This window comes from Nocardia sp. NPDC060255 (assembly GCF_042727395.1).
Taxonomy (GTDB): Bacteria; Actinomycetota; Actinomycetes; order Mycobacteriales; family Mycobacteriaceae; genus Nocardia.
This window is the reverse complement of the sequence record NZ_JBHXAU010000002.1, coordinates 347584-363095: the sequence shown is the minus strand read 5'-3', so window position 1 is coordinate 363095 and position 15512 is coordinate 347584. Positions and strand designations below refer to the sequence as shown.

The 15512-nt window shown below is 66.2% G+C and carries 15 protein-coding genes; 11 read left to right on the top strand and 4 right to left on the bottom strand.

Annotation, left to right across the window (positions count from 1 at the left end):
* Positions 1-14 precede the first annotated feature (14 nt).
* The 10 genes from ACFWF1_RS07485 (at position 15) to ACFWF1_RS07440 (ending at position 9390) form a co-directional block, all read left to right on the top strand.
* Positions 15-1082, top strand: coding sequence for an XdhC family protein (locus ACFWF1_RS07485; RefSeq protein ID WP_379290855.1), 1068 nt, complete (start codon positions 15-17; stop codon positions 1080-1082).
* Between the two features lie 129 nt (positions 1083-1211).
* Complete coding sequence (locus ACFWF1_RS07480) at positions 1212-1592, top strand: gamma-glutamylcyclotransferase (protein ID WP_357383995.1); 381 nt, start codon at positions 1212-1214, stop codon at positions 1590-1592.
* On the top strand, positions 1589-2389 hold the full coding sequence (locus tag ACFWF1_RS07475) for a hydroxypyruvate isomerase family protein (RefSeq protein ID WP_379290857.1): 801 nt from the start codon (positions 1589-1591) through the stop codon (positions 2387-2389). Before ACFWF1_RS07480 ends, ACFWF1_RS07475 begins: the two co-directional genes overlap by 4 nt.
* On the top strand, positions 2386-3261 hold the full coding sequence (locus ACFWF1_RS07470; protein WP_357383999.1) for an NAD(P)-binding domain-containing protein: 876 nt from the start codon (positions 2386-2388) through the stop codon (positions 3259-3261). The genes ACFWF1_RS07475 and ACFWF1_RS07470 overlap by 4 nt, the downstream gene beginning before the upstream one ends.
* 11 nt (positions 3262-3272) lie before the next feature.
* The gene (locus ACFWF1_RS07465; RefSeq protein WP_379290858.1) at positions 3273-3410 is read left to right on the top strand and encodes a hypothetical protein; all 138 of its coding nucleotides are present in this window, start codon (positions 3273-3275) and stop codon (positions 3408-3410) included.
* 2 nt (positions 3411-3412) lie between these two features.
* Positions 3413-5218: a glyoxylate carboligase gene (gene gcl / locus ACFWF1_RS07460; protein WP_379290860.1), complete on the top strand. Its 1806-nt coding sequence runs from the start codon at positions 3413-3415 to the stop codon at positions 5216-5218.
* The gene (locus ACFWF1_RS07455; RefSeq protein WP_379290861.1) at positions 5215-6396 is read left to right on the top strand and encodes a glycerate kinase; all 1182 of its coding nucleotides are present in this window, start codon (positions 5215-5217) and stop codon (positions 6394-6396) included. The genes gcl and ACFWF1_RS07455 overlap by 4 nt, the downstream gene beginning before the upstream one ends.
* Positions 6389-7714: an allantoinase AllB gene (allB, locus tag ACFWF1_RS07450; protein ID WP_379322158.1), complete on the top strand. Its 1326-nt coding sequence runs from the start codon at positions 6389-6391 to the stop codon at positions 7712-7714. Before ACFWF1_RS07455 ends, allB begins: the two co-directional genes overlap by 8 nt.
* Complete coding sequence (gene alc / locus ACFWF1_RS07445) at positions 7707-8729, top strand: allantoicase (RefSeq protein WP_379286279.1); 1023 nt, start codon at positions 7707-7709, stop codon at positions 8727-8729. The genes allB and alc overlap by 8 nt, the downstream gene beginning before the upstream one ends.
* Before the next feature lie 37 nt (positions 8730-8766).
* The gene (locus ACFWF1_RS07440; protein ID WP_379286278.1) at positions 8767-9390 is read left to right on the top strand and encodes a class I SAM-dependent methyltransferase; all 624 of its coding nucleotides are present in this window, start codon (positions 8767-8769) and stop codon (positions 9388-9390) included.
* Here the strand turns inward: ACFWF1_RS07440 and ACFWF1_RS07435 are convergent.
* Complete coding sequence (locus ACFWF1_RS07435; RefSeq protein WP_379286276.1) at positions 9288-10979, bottom strand: DUF222 domain-containing protein; 1692 nt, start codon at positions 10977-10979, stop codon at positions 9288-9290. The two genes, ACFWF1_RS07440 and ACFWF1_RS07435, sit on opposite strands and share 103 nt — an antisense overlap.
* A 254-nt stretch (positions 10980-11233) precedes the next feature.
* Between ACFWF1_RS07435 and ACFWF1_RS07430 the strand changes: the two genes are divergently transcribed.
* Positions 11234-11980, top strand: coding sequence for a class I SAM-dependent methyltransferase (locus ACFWF1_RS07430; RefSeq protein WP_379286275.1), 747 nt, complete (start codon positions 11234-11236; stop codon positions 11978-11980).
* Here ACFWF1_RS07430 and ACFWF1_RS07425 read toward each other — a convergent pair.
* From ACFWF1_RS07425 to ACFWF1_RS07415, 3 genes are read right to left on the bottom strand one after another with little or no spacing between them, the layout of a single operon-like run.
* On the bottom strand, positions 11926-13104 hold the full coding sequence (locus ACFWF1_RS07425) for a glycerate kinase (protein WP_379286273.1): 1179 nt from the start codon (positions 13102-13104) through the stop codon (positions 11926-11928). The two genes, ACFWF1_RS07430 and ACFWF1_RS07425, sit on opposite strands and share 55 nt — an antisense overlap.
* On the bottom strand, positions 13101-14402 hold the full coding sequence (locus ACFWF1_RS07420; RefSeq protein ID WP_379286271.1) for a 2-hydroxycarboxylate transporter family protein: 1302 nt from the start codon (positions 14400-14402) through the stop codon (positions 13101-13103). Before ACFWF1_RS07420 ends, ACFWF1_RS07425 begins: the two co-directional genes overlap by 4 nt.
* Positions 14399-15496 (bottom strand): tartrate dehydrogenase, encoded by a 1098-nt coding sequence (locus tag ACFWF1_RS07415; RefSeq protein ID WP_379286269.1) that lies wholly within the window; start codon positions 15494-15496, stop codon positions 14399-14401. Before ACFWF1_RS07415 ends, ACFWF1_RS07420 begins: the two co-directional genes overlap by 4 nt.
* Between the last annotated feature and the right edge of the window lie 16 nt (positions 15497-15512).

Here is a 15512-nt window from a genome sequence, read left to right as displayed (position 1 = left end):
AACGGCGAATAGCAATGCGTGACCTCGCGGCAGAACTCTTGCCATGGCATACGGCGAGCAAGTCCTACGCCGTCGCCACCGTCATCGGCGTCAGCGGCAGCGCGCCACGGCCACCGGGCGCCGCGCTGGCGGTGGATGCTGAAGGTGTTGTCATCGGCAGCATTTCCGGCGGCTGCGTCGAGGGCGCGGTGTACGAGCTCTGCCGCGAGGCACTGCGCACCGGGCGACCGGTGCGCGAAACCTTCGGATACAGCGACGACGACGCCTTCGCCGTCGGACTGACCTGCGGAGGCAAGATCGAGGTGTTCATCCAGCCGATCACCCCCGCCGAATACGACACGATCGAAGCGCTGCTCCGATCGGCCGAGCCGGTGGCGCTGGTGCGCGACCTGAGCACCGGGGCCGCAATGGCTTTGGGGCCGTGGTGGACGCTCGGGGCGACGTTCGACCCGGTCGTGGTGGCTGAAGCTCGGGCGATGCTCGAGGTGGCCGCCACCGGCGTTCGCGTCATCGGCTGCGGTGACAGTGAGGTCACCATCTTCGTGGAATCCTATGTACCGCCGCCACGCATGATCGTGTTCGGTGCAATAGATTTCGCGGCCGCCGTGACGCGGATCGGCCGGTTTCTCGGCTATCACGTCACCGTGTGCGACGCCCGCCCGATCTTCGCCACTCAGGCACGCTTCCCCGACGCGCACCAGGTCGTCGTCGAGTGGCCCGACCGCTACCTGGCCCGCACCACCGTCGACTCCCGGACCGTGCTGTGCGTGCTGACCCATGATGCGAAGTTCGATATTCCGCTACTGGAGAGGGCTTTACGCCTACCGGTGGCCTACGTCGGCGCGATGGGTTCACGCCGTACCCACGACCAGCGAATGGCGAGCCTGCGCGCCGCCGGCCTCTCGGAAACCGAACTGGCCCTCCTGCATTCGCCCATCGGGCTCGATCTCGGCGGGCGCACCGCCGAGGAGACCGCGGTCGCCATCGCCGCCGAGATCGTCGCGGTGCGCCGCGGCGGCTCGACGCAACCGCTCACGACCAGCGACGGCCCTATCCATCGGGACTTGCTGCCAATCTGGTGAAGCCATTCAGCTGGAGCATCATACAAACGGTGCTTCGAATTGCTCGATCAGCTTTGGGTTGATCTCATCTATCCCGGCACCGCGTAATCCCCGCATACTTGGTGAAATTCGACACAAAAGGACCCGATTATGCCGTTGATTTTCCTGAACGGTTCCGCCATGCGCGGCGGGCCGCTCAACCATTTGTTGAACGGCGCGCCGTTCGCCGGAGAAGCGAAAACCGCTCCGCGCTACCGATTCTTCTCGGTGGGCGACCGCTTTCCCGGCCTCGACCCGTCGCCGGACGGTGGCTACTCGATCACCGGCGAGCTGTTCGACGTGCCACTCGACGTACTCCGCGAACACCTGCTACCCGCTGAGCCGCCCGAGCTGGAGCTCGGCGCGATCGAGCTGGACGACGGCAGGTCGGTCCTGTCGATGGTGCTGCGCCGACCGCCCACGTCGTACCCGGAGCTGATCGATATCACCCGCATCGGCAGCTGGAAGAAATATCGCGAAGGAGCTGAGTGAAGCATTACACAGGGGAGTCCGGTCTCCCGAAATTCGACGTCAATTGCTCTATTCTTTTCACCGACCTGCCACTGCTGCAGCGTCCGGCCGCCGCCAAAGCCGCCGGTTTCGACGCGGTCGAATTCTGGTGGCCCTTCGGGGAAGATCCGACACCGGCGGACAATGAGATCGACGCGTTTGTTCGCGCGATCGACGATGCCGGTGTGCAATTGGTCGGCCTGAATTTCATCGATCTGATTCCGGTGGGGCGCGGCCTCGTTTCCGTCCCCGGTGAGATCGCCAGGTTCCGCGACAACATCGAGGTGGCCGTCGGGATCGCCGAACGCACCGGCTGCCGCGCGCTGAATGCCCTCTACGGCAACCGCGTCGCGGGCGAGGACCCGGCGAAGCAGGACGAGCTCGCACTGGAGAACCTGCGGTTGGCCGCCCGCGCCGCCGCACGGATCGACGCCACAGTGCTGGTCGAAGCGCTGAATGCGCATGAGTCGCCGCACTATCCGATCGTCAGCGCCGAGCACGCCGTGCGCGTGATCGAGCAGACCGGCGAGCCGAACGTGCGCTTCCTCTGCGACCTCTACCACCTGGCCCGGATGGACGAGAACCTCATCCAGGTCATCAAGACCTACGCCCAATACATCGGCCACGTACAGATCGCCGACGATCCCGGTCGCGGCAGGCCGGGCACCGGTGAACTCGACTTCGCCACGCTCTTCGAAACCCTCAGCGCCGCAGGCTACGACGGCTGGATCGGCCTCGAATACAAAGACCCCGAGCTTGATTGGAAGTGGATGAAATGAGCAAGATCGGCTTTATCGGCCTCGGGATCATGGGCAGCCCGATGGCGGGACACCTGGTCAAGGCCGGACACGAAGTAACCGGGTATGACATCGGCCCCAAGGGCCTGGAAAAGCTGAAGGAGGCAGGCGGTTCCGCCGCAGCGAGCGTCGCGGAAGCGGTCCGGGACAAGGACATCGTCATCACGATGCTGCCCCAGGACGAACAGATCGAACAGGTCTTCCCCGACATCCTGCAGAACACCGTCCCGGGCACGCTCTACATCGACTTCTCCACGATCACCCCGAAGACGGCCAAGTGGACCGCCGAGCAGGGCAAGAAGAACGATCTCCGGGTGCTCGACGCCCCGGTCAGCGGCGGCGAGAACGGGGCGATCAACGCGGCCCTCTCGATCATGGTCGGCGGCTCCGAGGCCGACTTCGCCGCCGCGACACCGATCTTCCAGACGGTCGGCAAGACCTTCGCGCTGGTCGGCGGCAGCGGCGCGGGCCAGTGCGTCAAGGCGGCCAACCAACTCGTCGTCGGCGGCACCTACGCTCTCGTCGCCGAGGCGATCCTGCTGATGGAGAACCTGGGCGCGGACGCGGCCAAGGGACTCGACGTGCTGGCCGGCGGGCTCGCGGGCAGCAAGATCCTCGAGCTCAAGCGCGAGACCATGCTGGCCCGCAACTTCGTGCCCGGCTTCCGGATCGACCTGCACCACAAGGACATGGGCATCATCCTGCAGGCCGCCCGCGAGGCCGAGGTGTCCATCCCGATGGGCGCGCTCACCGCGCAGTTGATCGCGGCCGGCCGGGCCATGGGCTACGGCTCGCTGGACCACTCCGGTCTGCTGCTGGTCGCCGAGGCGCTGTCTGGCCGGGTCGAGGCATGAGGATGCCCGCCGTGGCGCAAGCGCTCGAGCGCCACGAGGAATGCGGCATTCGGCTGCCCGACGGCTGGGTGCGCAGCGACAAACCTGCCGACAGTGCGGTGCTGCATGCGATGCGAACGTGCAGCACACGCCAGAACAAGGAGCGTTGAGCATGGCACGGATGCGTACCGTTGACGCGGCGGTCCTGATTCTCGAAAAAGAAGGCGCGACACAGGCGTTCGGTTTGCCGGGCGCGGCGATCAACCCGTTCTACAGTGCGATGCGCGCGCACGGTGGGATCAAGCATGTGCTGGCCCGCCATGTGGAGGCTGCCTCGCACATGGCTGAGGGCTACACCCGTGCCACCGCGGGCAACATCGGCGTCTGCATCGGAACCTCCGGTCCTGCGGGTACCGACATGATCACCGGGTTGTATTCGGCGAGTGCGGATTCCATTCCGATCCTGTGCATCACCGGCCAGGCGCCGGTGGCCAAGCTGCACAAGGAAGACTTCCAAGCTGTCGATATCGCCTCGATCGCGGCACCGGTAGCTAAGTGGGCAGTCACGGTGCTCGAGCCTGCACAGGTGCCCGGCACCTTTCAGAAGGCGTTCCGGCTGATGCGGGAAGGTCGGCCGGGTCCGGTGTTGATCGATCTGCCGATCGATGTGCAGCTCGCCGAGATCGAGTTCGACATCGACACTTACGAGCCGCTGCAGGTGCATCGCCCGGCCGCGACCCGGGCGCAGGCCGAGAAGGCCATCGCGATGCTGAACGCGGCCGAGCGTCCGCTGCTGGTCGCCGGTGGCGGCATCGTGAATGCTGACGCAGCCGAGCTGCTCGTCGAATTCGCCGAACTGACCGGTGTTCCGGTGGTGCCGACGCTGATGGGCTGGGGCACGATCCCTGACGATCACTCGCTGCACGCGGGCATGGTCGGCTTGCAGACCTCGCACCGCTACGGCAACGCGACGATGCTCGAAGCCGATTTCGTCCTGGGGATCGGTAACCGTTGGGCGAACCGCCATACCGGTGGTGTCGAGACCTACACCAAGGACCGCACTTTCGTGCACGTCGATATCGAGCCGACGCAGATCGGACGTGTCTTCGCCCCTGATTTCGGTATCACCTCCGATGCCGGTGCCGCGTTGAAGGTGTTCATCGAGGTCGCCCGTGAGCTTGCGGCGAGGGGTGAGCTGCGTGATCGTTCGGATTGGGCTGGTCAGGTGCGTGCCCGAAAGCAGCTGGGCCAGCGCAAGACTCATTTCGACAACGTGCCAATCAAACCTCAGCGTGTCTATGAGGAAATGAACAAGGCGTTCGGACCCGACATCCGCTACGTCAGCACGATCGGCCTGTCTCAGATCCAGGCGTCGCAACTGCTGCACGTCTACAAGCCGCGCCACTGGATCAACGCGGGCCAGGCCGGACCGCTCGGCTGGACCTTGCCCGCTGCACTCGGTGTCGCAACCGCCGCTCCCGACGCCACCGTCGTCGCCCTGTCCGGCGACTACGACTTCCAGTTCCTCATCGAAGAATTGGCTGTCGGCGCGCAGTTCAACATCCCCTACATCCATGTCCTCGTGAACAACTCCTACCTGGGCCTGATCCGTCAGGCGCAGCGGAACTTCTCGATGGACTACTACGTCCAGCTCGACTTCGACAACATCAACAGCCCCGAGGTCGGCGGCTACGGTGTGGACCACGTCAAGGTCGCGGAAGGGCTGGGCTGCAAGGCGATCCGCGTCTTCGAACCCGAACACATCGGCCAGGCCCTGGAAGACGCCAAGATGCTGATGGCCGAGCACCGAGTGCCGGTGGTCGTCGAGTGCATCCTCGAACGCGTCACCAACGTGTCCATGGGCTTGGAGATCGACAATATCGTCGAATTCGAGGAGCTGGCGCTGTCCGCCGCGGACGCGCCCACCGCCACCGTCGCCATCGAGCCGGCACCGGAACCGGTCGGAGGCGGCAGGTGAGCGGGCCGGACGCTCCGCTCTCGAGAGATGTGCGCGGTGGGTGGCGTGATGGCCATTGCGTCGTCGCCCCCGACAAGTTCAAGGGGTCGCTGACCGCGCCTCAGGTCGCCGCGCACATCGTCACTGGACTCCGCCGGGTCCGCCCGGACATCCCCGTCGTCACCATGCCGGTGGCCGACGGGGGCGACGGCACGGTCGACGCCGTCGTGGAGTCGGGCTTCGTCCGCTTCCAGACGAGCGCCGCCGGTCCGCTGGGGTTACCGGTGGCCGCCTCGTTCGCGATGAGGGGCGAGGCGGCGGTGATCGAGCTGGCGGAAGCGTCCGGCCTGCGTCGGCTGCCGGTGCGGCCGACTTTCCAAACCGCCATGACGGCAACCAGTTACGGCACCGGCGAGCTGATCCGGGCGGCCGCGAAACGCGGTGCCCGCAGCGTGGTGCTCGGTCTGGGCGGCAGCGCGTGCACGGACGGGGGAGTGGGCATGATGTCCGCGCTCGGCGTCCGGTTCCTCGACGAGCACGGTCTCGAGCTGCCGCGCGGCGGGGCCGCGCTGACCCGGTTGGCCCGCATCGATGCCAGCGACATGCTGCAGGTGCCGGTGATCGTGGCCTCCGACGTGGACAACCCGTTGCTCGGACCACGTGGCGCCGCACAGGTTTACGGCCCGCAGAAGGGCGCGCGACCCGGCGACATCAACGAATTGGAATGGGGCCTGGCGCGTTTGGCCTCGATCGTCGAGCGCGATCTCGGCGCCGACGTCGCGGACCGGCCCGGCGCCGGTGCCGCAGGTGGGGTCGGCTACGCCGCGCTCGCCTTTCTCGGTGCGACCGTGCGGCCGGGCATCGAGATCATCCTGGAACTGATGTCGTTCGCCGAGCAGGTCGAGGGCGCACGACTGGTCATCACCGGTGAGGGCTCGCTCGACTCGCAGACCCTGCACGGCAAGGCGCCGGTCGGAGTCGCGCAGGCCGCGGCGAGCGTCACCGTTCCGGTGATCGCGGTGGCCGGGCAACGATCGCTCACCGACGAGCAGCTGCGCCGCGCGCACATCGAGCAGGCGTACGCGCTGACCGACCTCGAGCCCGACCCCGAAGTCTGTATAGCGCAGGCAGGACCCCTGTTGGAAAGGCTCGCCGGTGAGATCGCCGGCGCCTGGCTGGGAGCGAGTGCTCATGCATGATCTGGTAATCCGGTCCCGGCGGGTCGCGCTGCCGGAAGGCATCTGCGCGGCCTCAATTGCCGTGCAGGACGGGAGGATCGCGGCGTTGGCGGAGTACGACGCTGCGCTTCCCGCGGCGGCGACCACCGATCTGGCCGACCTCGTGGTGCTGCCGGGCTTGGTGGATTCGCATGTGCACGTCAACGAGCCGGGGCGTACCGAGTGGGAGGGGTTCGCCACGGCAACCAAGGCCGCCGCGGCGGGCGGGGTGACGACGATCGTCGACATGCCGCTCAACTCGTTGCCGCCGACGGTCACCGTGCCCCACCTGGCTACGAAACAGGCTGTGGCGCAGGGGCAGTGCCACGTGGATGTCGCCTTCTGGGGCGGCGCGATTCCCGGCAACCTGTCGTCACTGCGGCCGCTGCACGAGGCCGGTGTGGTCGGCTTCAAATGCTTCCTTTCACCGTCCGGCGTAGATGAATTCCCGCCGCTCGGGCTCGGTGAGGTCGAGCAGGTGATGCGTGAGCTCGTCGCGTTCGACGGGTTGCTCGTCGTGCACGCCGAAGATCCGGTGCGCCTGCACGATCCGGTCGACGGGTCGTATCGCGCGTTCCTGGATTCGCGCCCGGGCGCGGCGGAAAAGGCTGCGGTGCAGGAGGTTATCGCGCTGGCCGAGCTGACCGGGGTACGTGCGCACATCCTGCACGTCTCGGCAGCCGCCTGCCTCGAACCGCTCGCCGCGGCGCAGGCGCGCGGCGTCCGGATCACCGCAGAGACCTGCCCGCATTATCTGACCCTCTCGGCCGCCGAGGCTTCGTCCACCGCGTTCAAGTGCTGCCCGCCGATCCGTGACGTGGGCAACCAGGACGCGCTGTGGCAAGGCCTGGCCGACAGTGTGCTCTCGTGCGTGGTCTCCGACCATTCGCCATGCACACCTGACCTGAAAGAGGGCGACTTCGCGACCGCATGGGGCGGCATCTCGTCGTTGCAGATCGGCTTGCCCGCCGTGTGGACCGCCGCAGCCGAACGCGGCTTCCGGCTGACCGACGTCGTCCGGTGGATGGCCGCCGCGCCCGCCGAGCTGGCCGGTCTGTCGCACAAGGGCCGGATCGCGGTCGGCTGCGACGCCGACCTGGTCGCCTTCGACCCGTGGGCGTCGATCACCGTCGATCCCGGCGCGTTGGCGCACAAGAACCCGATCACCCCGTACGGCGGGCGCGAACTCCGTGGCCTCGTCCACGCGACCTGGCTACGCGGCCGCGTCGTCGGAAACGGCCGCCCGCCCGCGGGCAGCCTTATCTCCTTGCACCACAACCGGATAGGGAACAATGTCTGACTTCACCAGCCTGCCCGACCTGGCGCTGCGCACCAACCGTGCCGGTGTGATCGCCGCCAGCGACGAATCGTTCGAGGAACGCGAAAACCTCATCAACCCTTGGCAACCCCGCTTCGCCGAGCACACCTTCGGCCCCAAGGGCCAGGAGTACGACGGCTGGGAGACCCGCCGCCACCGCGGCCCCGGCCACGACTGGGCCATCATCCGCCTCGGCATGCCCGGCGTGATCCGCGGCGTCGTCATCGACACCGCCTGGTTCAAGGGCAACTACCCGCCGTTCACCTCGATCGAGGCCTGCCGTGCACCCGGCTATCCGTCACCGGCTCAATTGGATTCGGCCGAATGGGTGGAGATCGTGCCGCGCAGCGCGCTGGGCGGCGATACGAAACACGAGCTGCCGGTCTCCGACGACCGGATCTTCACCCATGTCCGCCTCAACATCTACCCGGACGGCGGTGTCGCCCGCTTGCGCGTGCACGGCGAAGTGGTACCTGACCCGACCTTGCTCACCGGCCTCACCGTCGATCTCGCCGCCCTGGAGAACGGCGCTCGAACGGTGTCCTGCTCCAACATGTTCTACTCGGCGCCCGACAACATGCTCTCGCCCGGTCTGGCTCGCAACCAGGCCGAAGGCTGGGAGACCGCGCGTCGTCGTGACAGCGGAAACGACTGGGCTGTCATCGAACTCGCGGCCCAGGGCATCCCCGCCCTGATCGAACTCGACACCACCAACCTGCTGTTCAACGCCCCTGGTCAAACTCGCATCCTCGCCATCGATCACCAAGGCCCCGAACCGCTTCCACCCGCCGACGACGCCGCATGGTTCGAGTTGCTGCCGAAAACAACGCTGCAACCCGACACTCCGCACCGGTTCCGGCTTGCCCTGGCCGACCGCGCGGCTACGCACGTCCGCGTCGACATCTACCCGGACGGCGGCATCGCACGGTTGCGTGTCCTCGGCTCACTCACCGCAGGAGCCGAGCGGGCGCTGAACTCCCGATGGCTCGCGAATTAGAGGTGAATCGCGACCGGTTCGGTGCGACGATGCTCGCGTGGATGCCGATGACGACCCGAAAGAACTCGTTCGGCGGGGATATGACGTGCTGTCGTCTCGTTACGACGAGGCTTACGGCGCCGAGACGAAGTACGCGGCTTGGCTGACTGAGCTCTGTGATCGCGTCCCAGTAGGCGGCGTGGTCCTCGATCTCGGTTGTGGCTCCGGAATTCCGGTCGCTCGCACACTGACGAGGGCGGGGCGGCGGGTTGTCGGCGTCGACATCAGTGCAGGCCAGATCGACAGGGCGCGGCGGCTGGTGCCCGAAGCCGAGTTCATCCAGTCTGATGCGGCGGCTGTGACGTTTCCTGCTGGATCGTTCGACGCTGTTGTCTGCTTCTACGCGTTGATCCACATGCCCCTCAACGAGCAGTTCGCACTCCTCAACAAGATAGCTATCTGGCTGCGGCGCGGCGGCTGGTTTGCCGGCACGACCGGTCACACCGCGTGGACCGGCACGGACGACGACTGGCTCGGCGGTGGCGCCGCCATGTGGTGGAGTCACGCCGATGCCGACACTTATCGGTCCTGGTTACGCCACGCCGGATTGACCGTCGCTCGCGAGGAGTTCGTGCCCGAGGGCGCTGGCGGGCATGCATTGTTCTGGGCCTCAGCAGGCTGAGACGCTGGGGGTCTGGTCGCAGGGTGGGATTCGGTACTGCGGTTGGAACGACGCAGACTCGTCGGAGTCTGACATCCCGAAATCCGCGGTTCGTTCGCGGCAGCCGGCTGTTCAGGGGCACCGGCCTGCTCATCGGGCGTTGCCGACTCAGGGATGCGCTCCGATACCCCGTCGCCGCGTCCGTCGTCGAGGGTGTGGAGGAGAAGTTCGCGAGGGTGGTGCCGATGGTTGACCTGCGGAGTGCCGGTGGGGTCGATATGTGGCGGCGCAATCCAACCGGTGCGACCCGGATATTCCGAGTCCGGGCCGAGGACAACCGTCTTCCAACCGCCGGGCCCGTCGTGGATCATGGCGTGGCAGCGGTCGCAGGCCAATGTTTCGTTGTCGATGTCAGTGGGTCCACCGCTGTACGCGTCTGTGACGTGGTGGACGGCGCATATGCTGGCGGGTGCGTCGCAGCCCGGACGCGTGCACCCGCGCAGGGCGGCGGTCAACGCCAACCGTTGTGCGGCGGTCGCGAGCCGTTTGGCTCGCCCGAAATGTAGTGGCAGACCGGCGTGGTCGAACACCATGAGGAATGGTTGGGCTTCTTCAGCCAGTTTCAAGGCTTCGGCCATCGGGACGGTCCCGCCGGTGGCGGTCGTCGCGACCCCGGCCGCCTTCTCGACATCGGCGACGCTCATGGTCAAGATCGTCGAGACCGGCAGGCCTCGATGCGAACCCAACTTCTCTGGAGCAACGCAGTGCTCCAGCAGCGCCTGCACCGCGTCATGGGTGCGTTGGGCGGCGCTGCGCACGTCTCGGCCGGCCGCGGCGACCAGCTCATCGGGGTCGACGTATCCACCCTCACCACAAGGGCTTGCGGGATCATCAGGATTGTTCATGCCCGGCCGGCCCAGCTTTGCGACGACGGGATCCAGGAGCGCGCGCAAGGTCGGCGTGATCTCGCCGCTGATCGGTGACATCCCGTCTGCCCGTTGACGCCCGATGCGAATTCCCCGCATGCGAGCGCGGTCGGTGTCGTCGGACAGTTTCCCGTCAGGATCCAGGTGCGCCAGAATCGCCTCGCCGACCTTACCGATGTCGTCGGGCGAGCCGGTGCGCGCGAAATCCGCCAGAACTTGTTCTGCGGCTTCGTATTCCGGGTTGCTGACGCCGCCGGGGACCCGGTTCATCACCGCGGCTACTCGCCGTGCATGGTCGGCTGAGATTTCTCCAGCTGCCTGCCCCGCAGCGGTGTTCGCCAGTTCGGGTGGGCGAATAGCTCCGGTGACGTCGCGGCGCGCGCCGAGTGCGCGGGTGGCCGCGACCCGGCTCGCCGCTTCAGCGTGGGACAGGCGCAGTGTCTGCATCAGCAACTTCTTGAGCGTGCCCGCGCCGGTGCGGGACGGCAGTCCGCGTTCGGAAGCCTCGCAGAGCAACCGGTGTCCGACCGCCGCCAGAATGCGGGTGGCCTTCTCCATGTCACGCATCACGTCGAGCAACTCGTCGTCGGCTAGCGGCATCAACGGTGTTTTGAGCAGATCGGTGGCAGCAGCGAGCAGCGGGTCGGCGACCCGTTCCTGCGGCGCTTCACTGCTCGAATTCATGTCCTAGACCGTAACGGCAACGATCGCGAAAATCTAGTAAAAACCAGGTATGAACTGGGCGTTTTCACAAAATGGCTGCGAAGCTGATGCGACGCCTGCTTGTCCCGGCCGCGGTCTCACCGGACCATCAAGCCGTATCGCGGCCCCTGATATCGGGGTCGACAAGCAGGCAACCGCTCGCGGTAATGTCCGATCATGTCGATCACCATTGTGAGAGTTGCCGGAATTCGCGTTCGGTGCGGCCGGGCGTGGCGATGACCGTCTACGATGCGACCGGCCGGACGTATTCGCTGACCCGGCAACCTGATCCGCGCATCGCGGACATGATCACGACTGCTCTGAGCGGAATGCGTACGGTGGTGAACATCGGCGCGGGTACCGGTTCGTACGAGCCGGCCCGAACCGTGCTCGCCGTGGAGCCGAGCCAGGTGATGGTCGCGCAACGGCCGGCAGGCGCGGCGCCCGCGGTACGCGCGACCGCCGAACACCTGCCGGTGCGCACCGACGCGGTGGATGCCGCGCTCGCCGTGCTGACCGTCCATCACTGGACCGATCTCGAGCGTGGCATTGCCGAGATGGTGCGAATTGCCCGCCGCCGCATCGCGATTCTCACCTGGGATCACGCGGTGTTCCGGCAGTTCTGGTTGGTTCGCGACTATCTACCGGCGGCGGCGGAGACGGACGCGAGACTCGCCGTCTCACTCTCCGCGCTCACGGCCTTGCTGAAAGATCCAGTGATCCAGCCGATCCCGGTCCCACACGATTGCGTGGACGGCTTCGGCGGCGCCTATTGGCGCAGGCCCGAAGCGTATCTCGACGAAACAGTGCAAGCGGGCATGTCGATGCTGGCGCTCACTCCGAAACCGCAACTGCAAGAGGGACTGTCGCGGTTGCGAGCGGATCTGGCGACCGGCACATGGCATACCCGCTATGCAGATCTGCTCGATCAGTCGGCCCTGGACCTTGGATATCGGCTCGTTACAGCAGAATTGCCGAGTTGAGCACCGGTCGATTCCAAAGATCGCGACTGCCCGATCTGGCGGCCGATCCGCACGAGCAAGTCGGCGGTCAGCGTGGGATCGCCCGCGGTGTCCCGATCGGTGTAGTCGGCAAGCGCGTAGACCTCGGTAAAACCTGTTCGGCTCCAATGGCTTCGAGGGATCTCGTTGCGCCCCGTTACGGCAATGACGGGAACGGGCTCGGCACGCCGGGCGACGGCAGCGGGCAGCTTGCCCTGCTCGGTCTGCGCATCGAGGCTGCCCTCACCGGTGATGACGAGATCCGCTGCCCCGCAGTGCCGATCGAAGTCGAGCAGGTCGAGGAAAAACTCGGCTCCGGAGCTCATGCGCGCGCCGAGCAGCATCGCGGCGAATCCGAGCCCACCCGCGCTGCCTGCGCCGGGCATCCTGGCGAGGCGCTTTGCCTCAGGAAAACCGTTGCGGTACAACATCTCCACCAGGTGCCGGAGCCCGCGATCGAGCAGGCGCACGTCCGTGGGATCGGCGCCCTTCTGCGGTCCGTACACGACAGCAGCCCCGTCGGGCCCGGTCAGCGGATTGGTGACATCGGAGGCAATAACGAGATCGACCGGCGGCAGGCGCACGGCCGCAGCGGCATCGATCGAGGCGATATCGAGCAGCGCCCGACCGCTCGGCGGCAAAACCCGCCCTGTGTGATCAGTGAACCGAAACCCGAAGGCAGTCAGCAGCCCCATGCCCCCATCGGTACTCGCGCTACCACCGAGGGCCAGCACCATTCGGCCTGGCGACAACAGCAATGCTTGCCGAACAGCCTGTCCCAGACCGAGACTCGACGCGTCGAGCGGCTGCTTCCGGCCGCCGGGCAGGGTTGCCAAGCCGCAGGTATTCGCGACCTCGGCAATCACGGTGTTGCCGCGCACCGCGATCCACCCGCGCCACGGCGTCCCCATCGCACCCGCGACGGTGTACGACTGACTCGTGAACCCGGCGGCGACGGCGGCATCGACACTGCCGTCACCACCATCGGCAAGCGGCAGTTGCTTGCTCTCGACTCCAGTTCCGGCCAGCCCCTGGGCCAGCCGTCCCGCGACCTCGGCCGCGGTCAGGCTTCCCTTGAACTTGTCGGGCGCGACCAAGACCCTCATCCTTCGAGCACCCTGATCAACGCCGCTGCCGAAATGACCGTGGTCACTCCGCCGATCCGGGTCGAGATCTGCGCGAACGGCATCAGATTCATCCGATTCGACGCCGAAAGGATTGCCACGTCACCGGTTCCGCCGAGCCCGCTGTGGCATACCGTCACCAGCGCCGCGTCGACCGGATACATCCCGATGGCCCGCCCCACCCAGAATCCGGTGGCGGCCATCGCGATAACGACCGCGATGCAGGCGGCCACATAACCCACCGAGATCACGCCCATGATGTTCTTCAGCGGCAGATACAGCATGCCGAGCCCGATCATCGTCGGATAGATGAAGTATCGGGAGATGACCGTGTAGATTCCGCGCACACTGTCCTCGACGTCGGCGGGAAAGACACCGAACAGCTTGCAGACCACCGACATGATGATCACGAGCACCGGAGCGGGCAGGTGCACGATCCGTTCCAGCAGCGTGGCCAGTACGAACAGTCCGCAGATGATCAGAACGCCCAGCGCGTGGTTTCGACTGGGCGTGACGGTGTCCGGCGGCGGTGCGGCCGCAGTGATGTCCGGCGTCGCCACTTTCACCAACTGGCCCGCACCGTCGAGTTGCGGCCGGCGATCACCCAGCCGCCGCAGGAGCCCCGCGAGTATGACCGCCGCTATGTTCCCGATGATCGCCGCCGGAATCAGTTCCGCCACATAACTTCCCGAGTCCCCGCCCAAAGCCGACGCATACGCCGAGGACAACGGAATGACGCCCTCGCCGATGCCGCCGCCGATGATCGGCACCACGATGTAGAACAACGCACGGTGAAACCCGTACCCGAACGCCATCGCGACACCGATCCCCACCGACACCGCGACGACCGTCCCGAGCACCAGCGGCGGAAAGATGCGGATCAGCCCGCCGACCATCACCTTCCGGCTCATCCCGAGGATGCTGCCGACCACCAGTGTGCTGATGACGAAGTAGAGGAAGTTCGCCTCCTTCATCAGGGCGTTTACCGCCGCCAATGTGTTCGCATTGAACACCCCGAAATACACCAGCACCGACGGCACCATCAGGCAGATCAGCGCACCACCACCGATCTTCGAGACGACCGGCAGCCGATTTCCCAACGGCCCGAGCAGCATTCCGAGCCCGACGATCACGGCGAGCCCGCCGATCATGTTCTTCGGTATCGAGTCGAAAACGCCCGCCGCGAGCACCCCCGCTGTGAGGATGACCGGCACTATCAGCGGAATACCGTCGAGCGTCGGTAGCGTGAACGACCGCGCGGTCTTGGCCTGCACGCTCATGACCGGGCCATCGATGTAGCGGACTCGAGCCGCGCGCGCACCTGTCCGCCAACGGATTCCGTCGTCTCGGCCCCTCCCATGTCCGGCGTCAGCGCCGTTTTCCCCTGGGACAGTACCGTTTCGATCGCCGCCAGCACCGCATCGGCGGCGGCCTGCTCGCCGAGATGTTCCAGCATCATCGCCCCGCTCCAGATCTGACCGATCGGATTGGCGATCCCTTTTCCGGCGATGTCGGGGGCGGACCCGTGCACCGGCTCGAAAAGGCTCGGAAACAGCCGCTCCGGGTTGATGTTTCCACTCGGTGCGATGCCGATGGTTCCGGTGCAGGCGGGGCCGAGGTCGGAAAGAATATCGCCGAACAGATTACTCGCGACGACCACGTCGAACCAGTCCGGATGCAACACGAAATTGGCTGTCAGAATATCGATGTGATACTTGTCCACCTCGATCTCGGGATAGTCCTTCGCCATCGCCGCGACCCGTTCGTCCCAATAGGGCATCGTAATGGAAATACCGTTGCTCTTGGTCGCCGAGGTGAGCCGCCGTCGCGGCCGGCGCTGCGCGAGTTCGAAGGCGTACTTCAGGATTCGGTCGACGCCGGTCCTGGTCATCACCGTCTCCTGGATGACCGTCTCCCGCTCGGTGCCCTCGAAAATCTTGCCGCCGATACTCGAATACTCGCCCTCGGTGTTCTCCCTGACCACATAGAAGTCGACCTCGCCGGGCTGCCGACCGGCGAGCGGGCTGGTGATGCCGCGCAGCAGCCGGACCGGTCGTAGGCTGACGTACTGGTCGAAGTGCCGCCGGAACTGCAGCAGGCTGCCCCACAGCGAAATATGGTCCGGCACCACCTCGGGCCAGCCGACCGCGCCGAAGTAGATCGCGTCGAACCCGGCCAGCTCGTCGAACCACCGGTCCGGCAGCATCTGCCCGGTCGCGGTGTAATATTCCACGCTCGCGAAGTCGAACTCGGTGACATCGAGGGTGAAGTCGAATGCCGCCGCCGCGGCCGCCAGCACGCGAACTCCCTGCGGCACGACTTCTTTGCCGATGCCGTCTCCTGGAATGACGGCAATACGGTGCGTTGAACCCATCGTCGCGTTCTCCGAT

Coding starts and splice junctions, on each gene's coding strand:
- ACFWF1_RS07420 (WP_379286271.1), bottom strand. CDS start 14,402: ATGAGCGTGCAGGCCAAGACCGCGCGGTCGTTCACGCTACCGACGCTC.
- ACFWF1_RS07415 (WP_379286269.1), bottom strand. CDS start 15,496: ATGGGTTCAACGCACCGTATTGCCGTCATTCCAGGAGACGGCATCGGC.
- allB (WP_379322158.1), top strand. CDS start 6,389: ATGCATGATCTGGTAATCCGGTCCCGGCGGGTCGCGCTGCCGGAAGGC.
- alc (WP_379286279.1), top strand. CDS start 7,707: ATGTCTGACTTCACCAGCCTGCCCGACCTGGCGCTGCGCACCAACCGT.
- ACFWF1_RS07425 (WP_379286273.1), bottom strand. CDS start 13,104: ATGAGGGTCTTGGTCGCGCCCGACAAGTTCAAGGGAAGCCTGACCGCG.
- ACFWF1_RS07485 (WP_379290855.1), top strand. CDS start 15: ATGCGTGACCTCGCGGCAGAACTCTTGCCATGGCATACGGCGAGCAAG.
- ACFWF1_RS07480 (WP_357383995.1), top strand. CDS start 1,212: ATGCCGTTGATTTTCCTGAACGGTTCCGCCATGCGCGGCGGGCCGCTC.
- ACFWF1_RS07430 (WP_379286275.1), top strand. CDS start 11,234: ATGACCGTCTACGATGCGACCGGCCGGACGTATTCGCTGACCCGGCAA.
- gcl (WP_379290860.1), top strand. CDS start 3,413: ATGGCACGGATGCGTACCGTTGACGCGGCGGTCCTGATTCTCGAAAAA.
- ACFWF1_RS07470 (WP_357383999.1), top strand. CDS start 2,386: ATGAGCAAGATCGGCTTTATCGGCCTCGGGATCATGGGCAGCCCGATG.
- ACFWF1_RS07435 (WP_379286276.1), bottom strand. CDS start 10,979: ATGAATTCGAGCAGTGAAGCGCCGCAGGAACGGGTCGCCGACCCGCTG.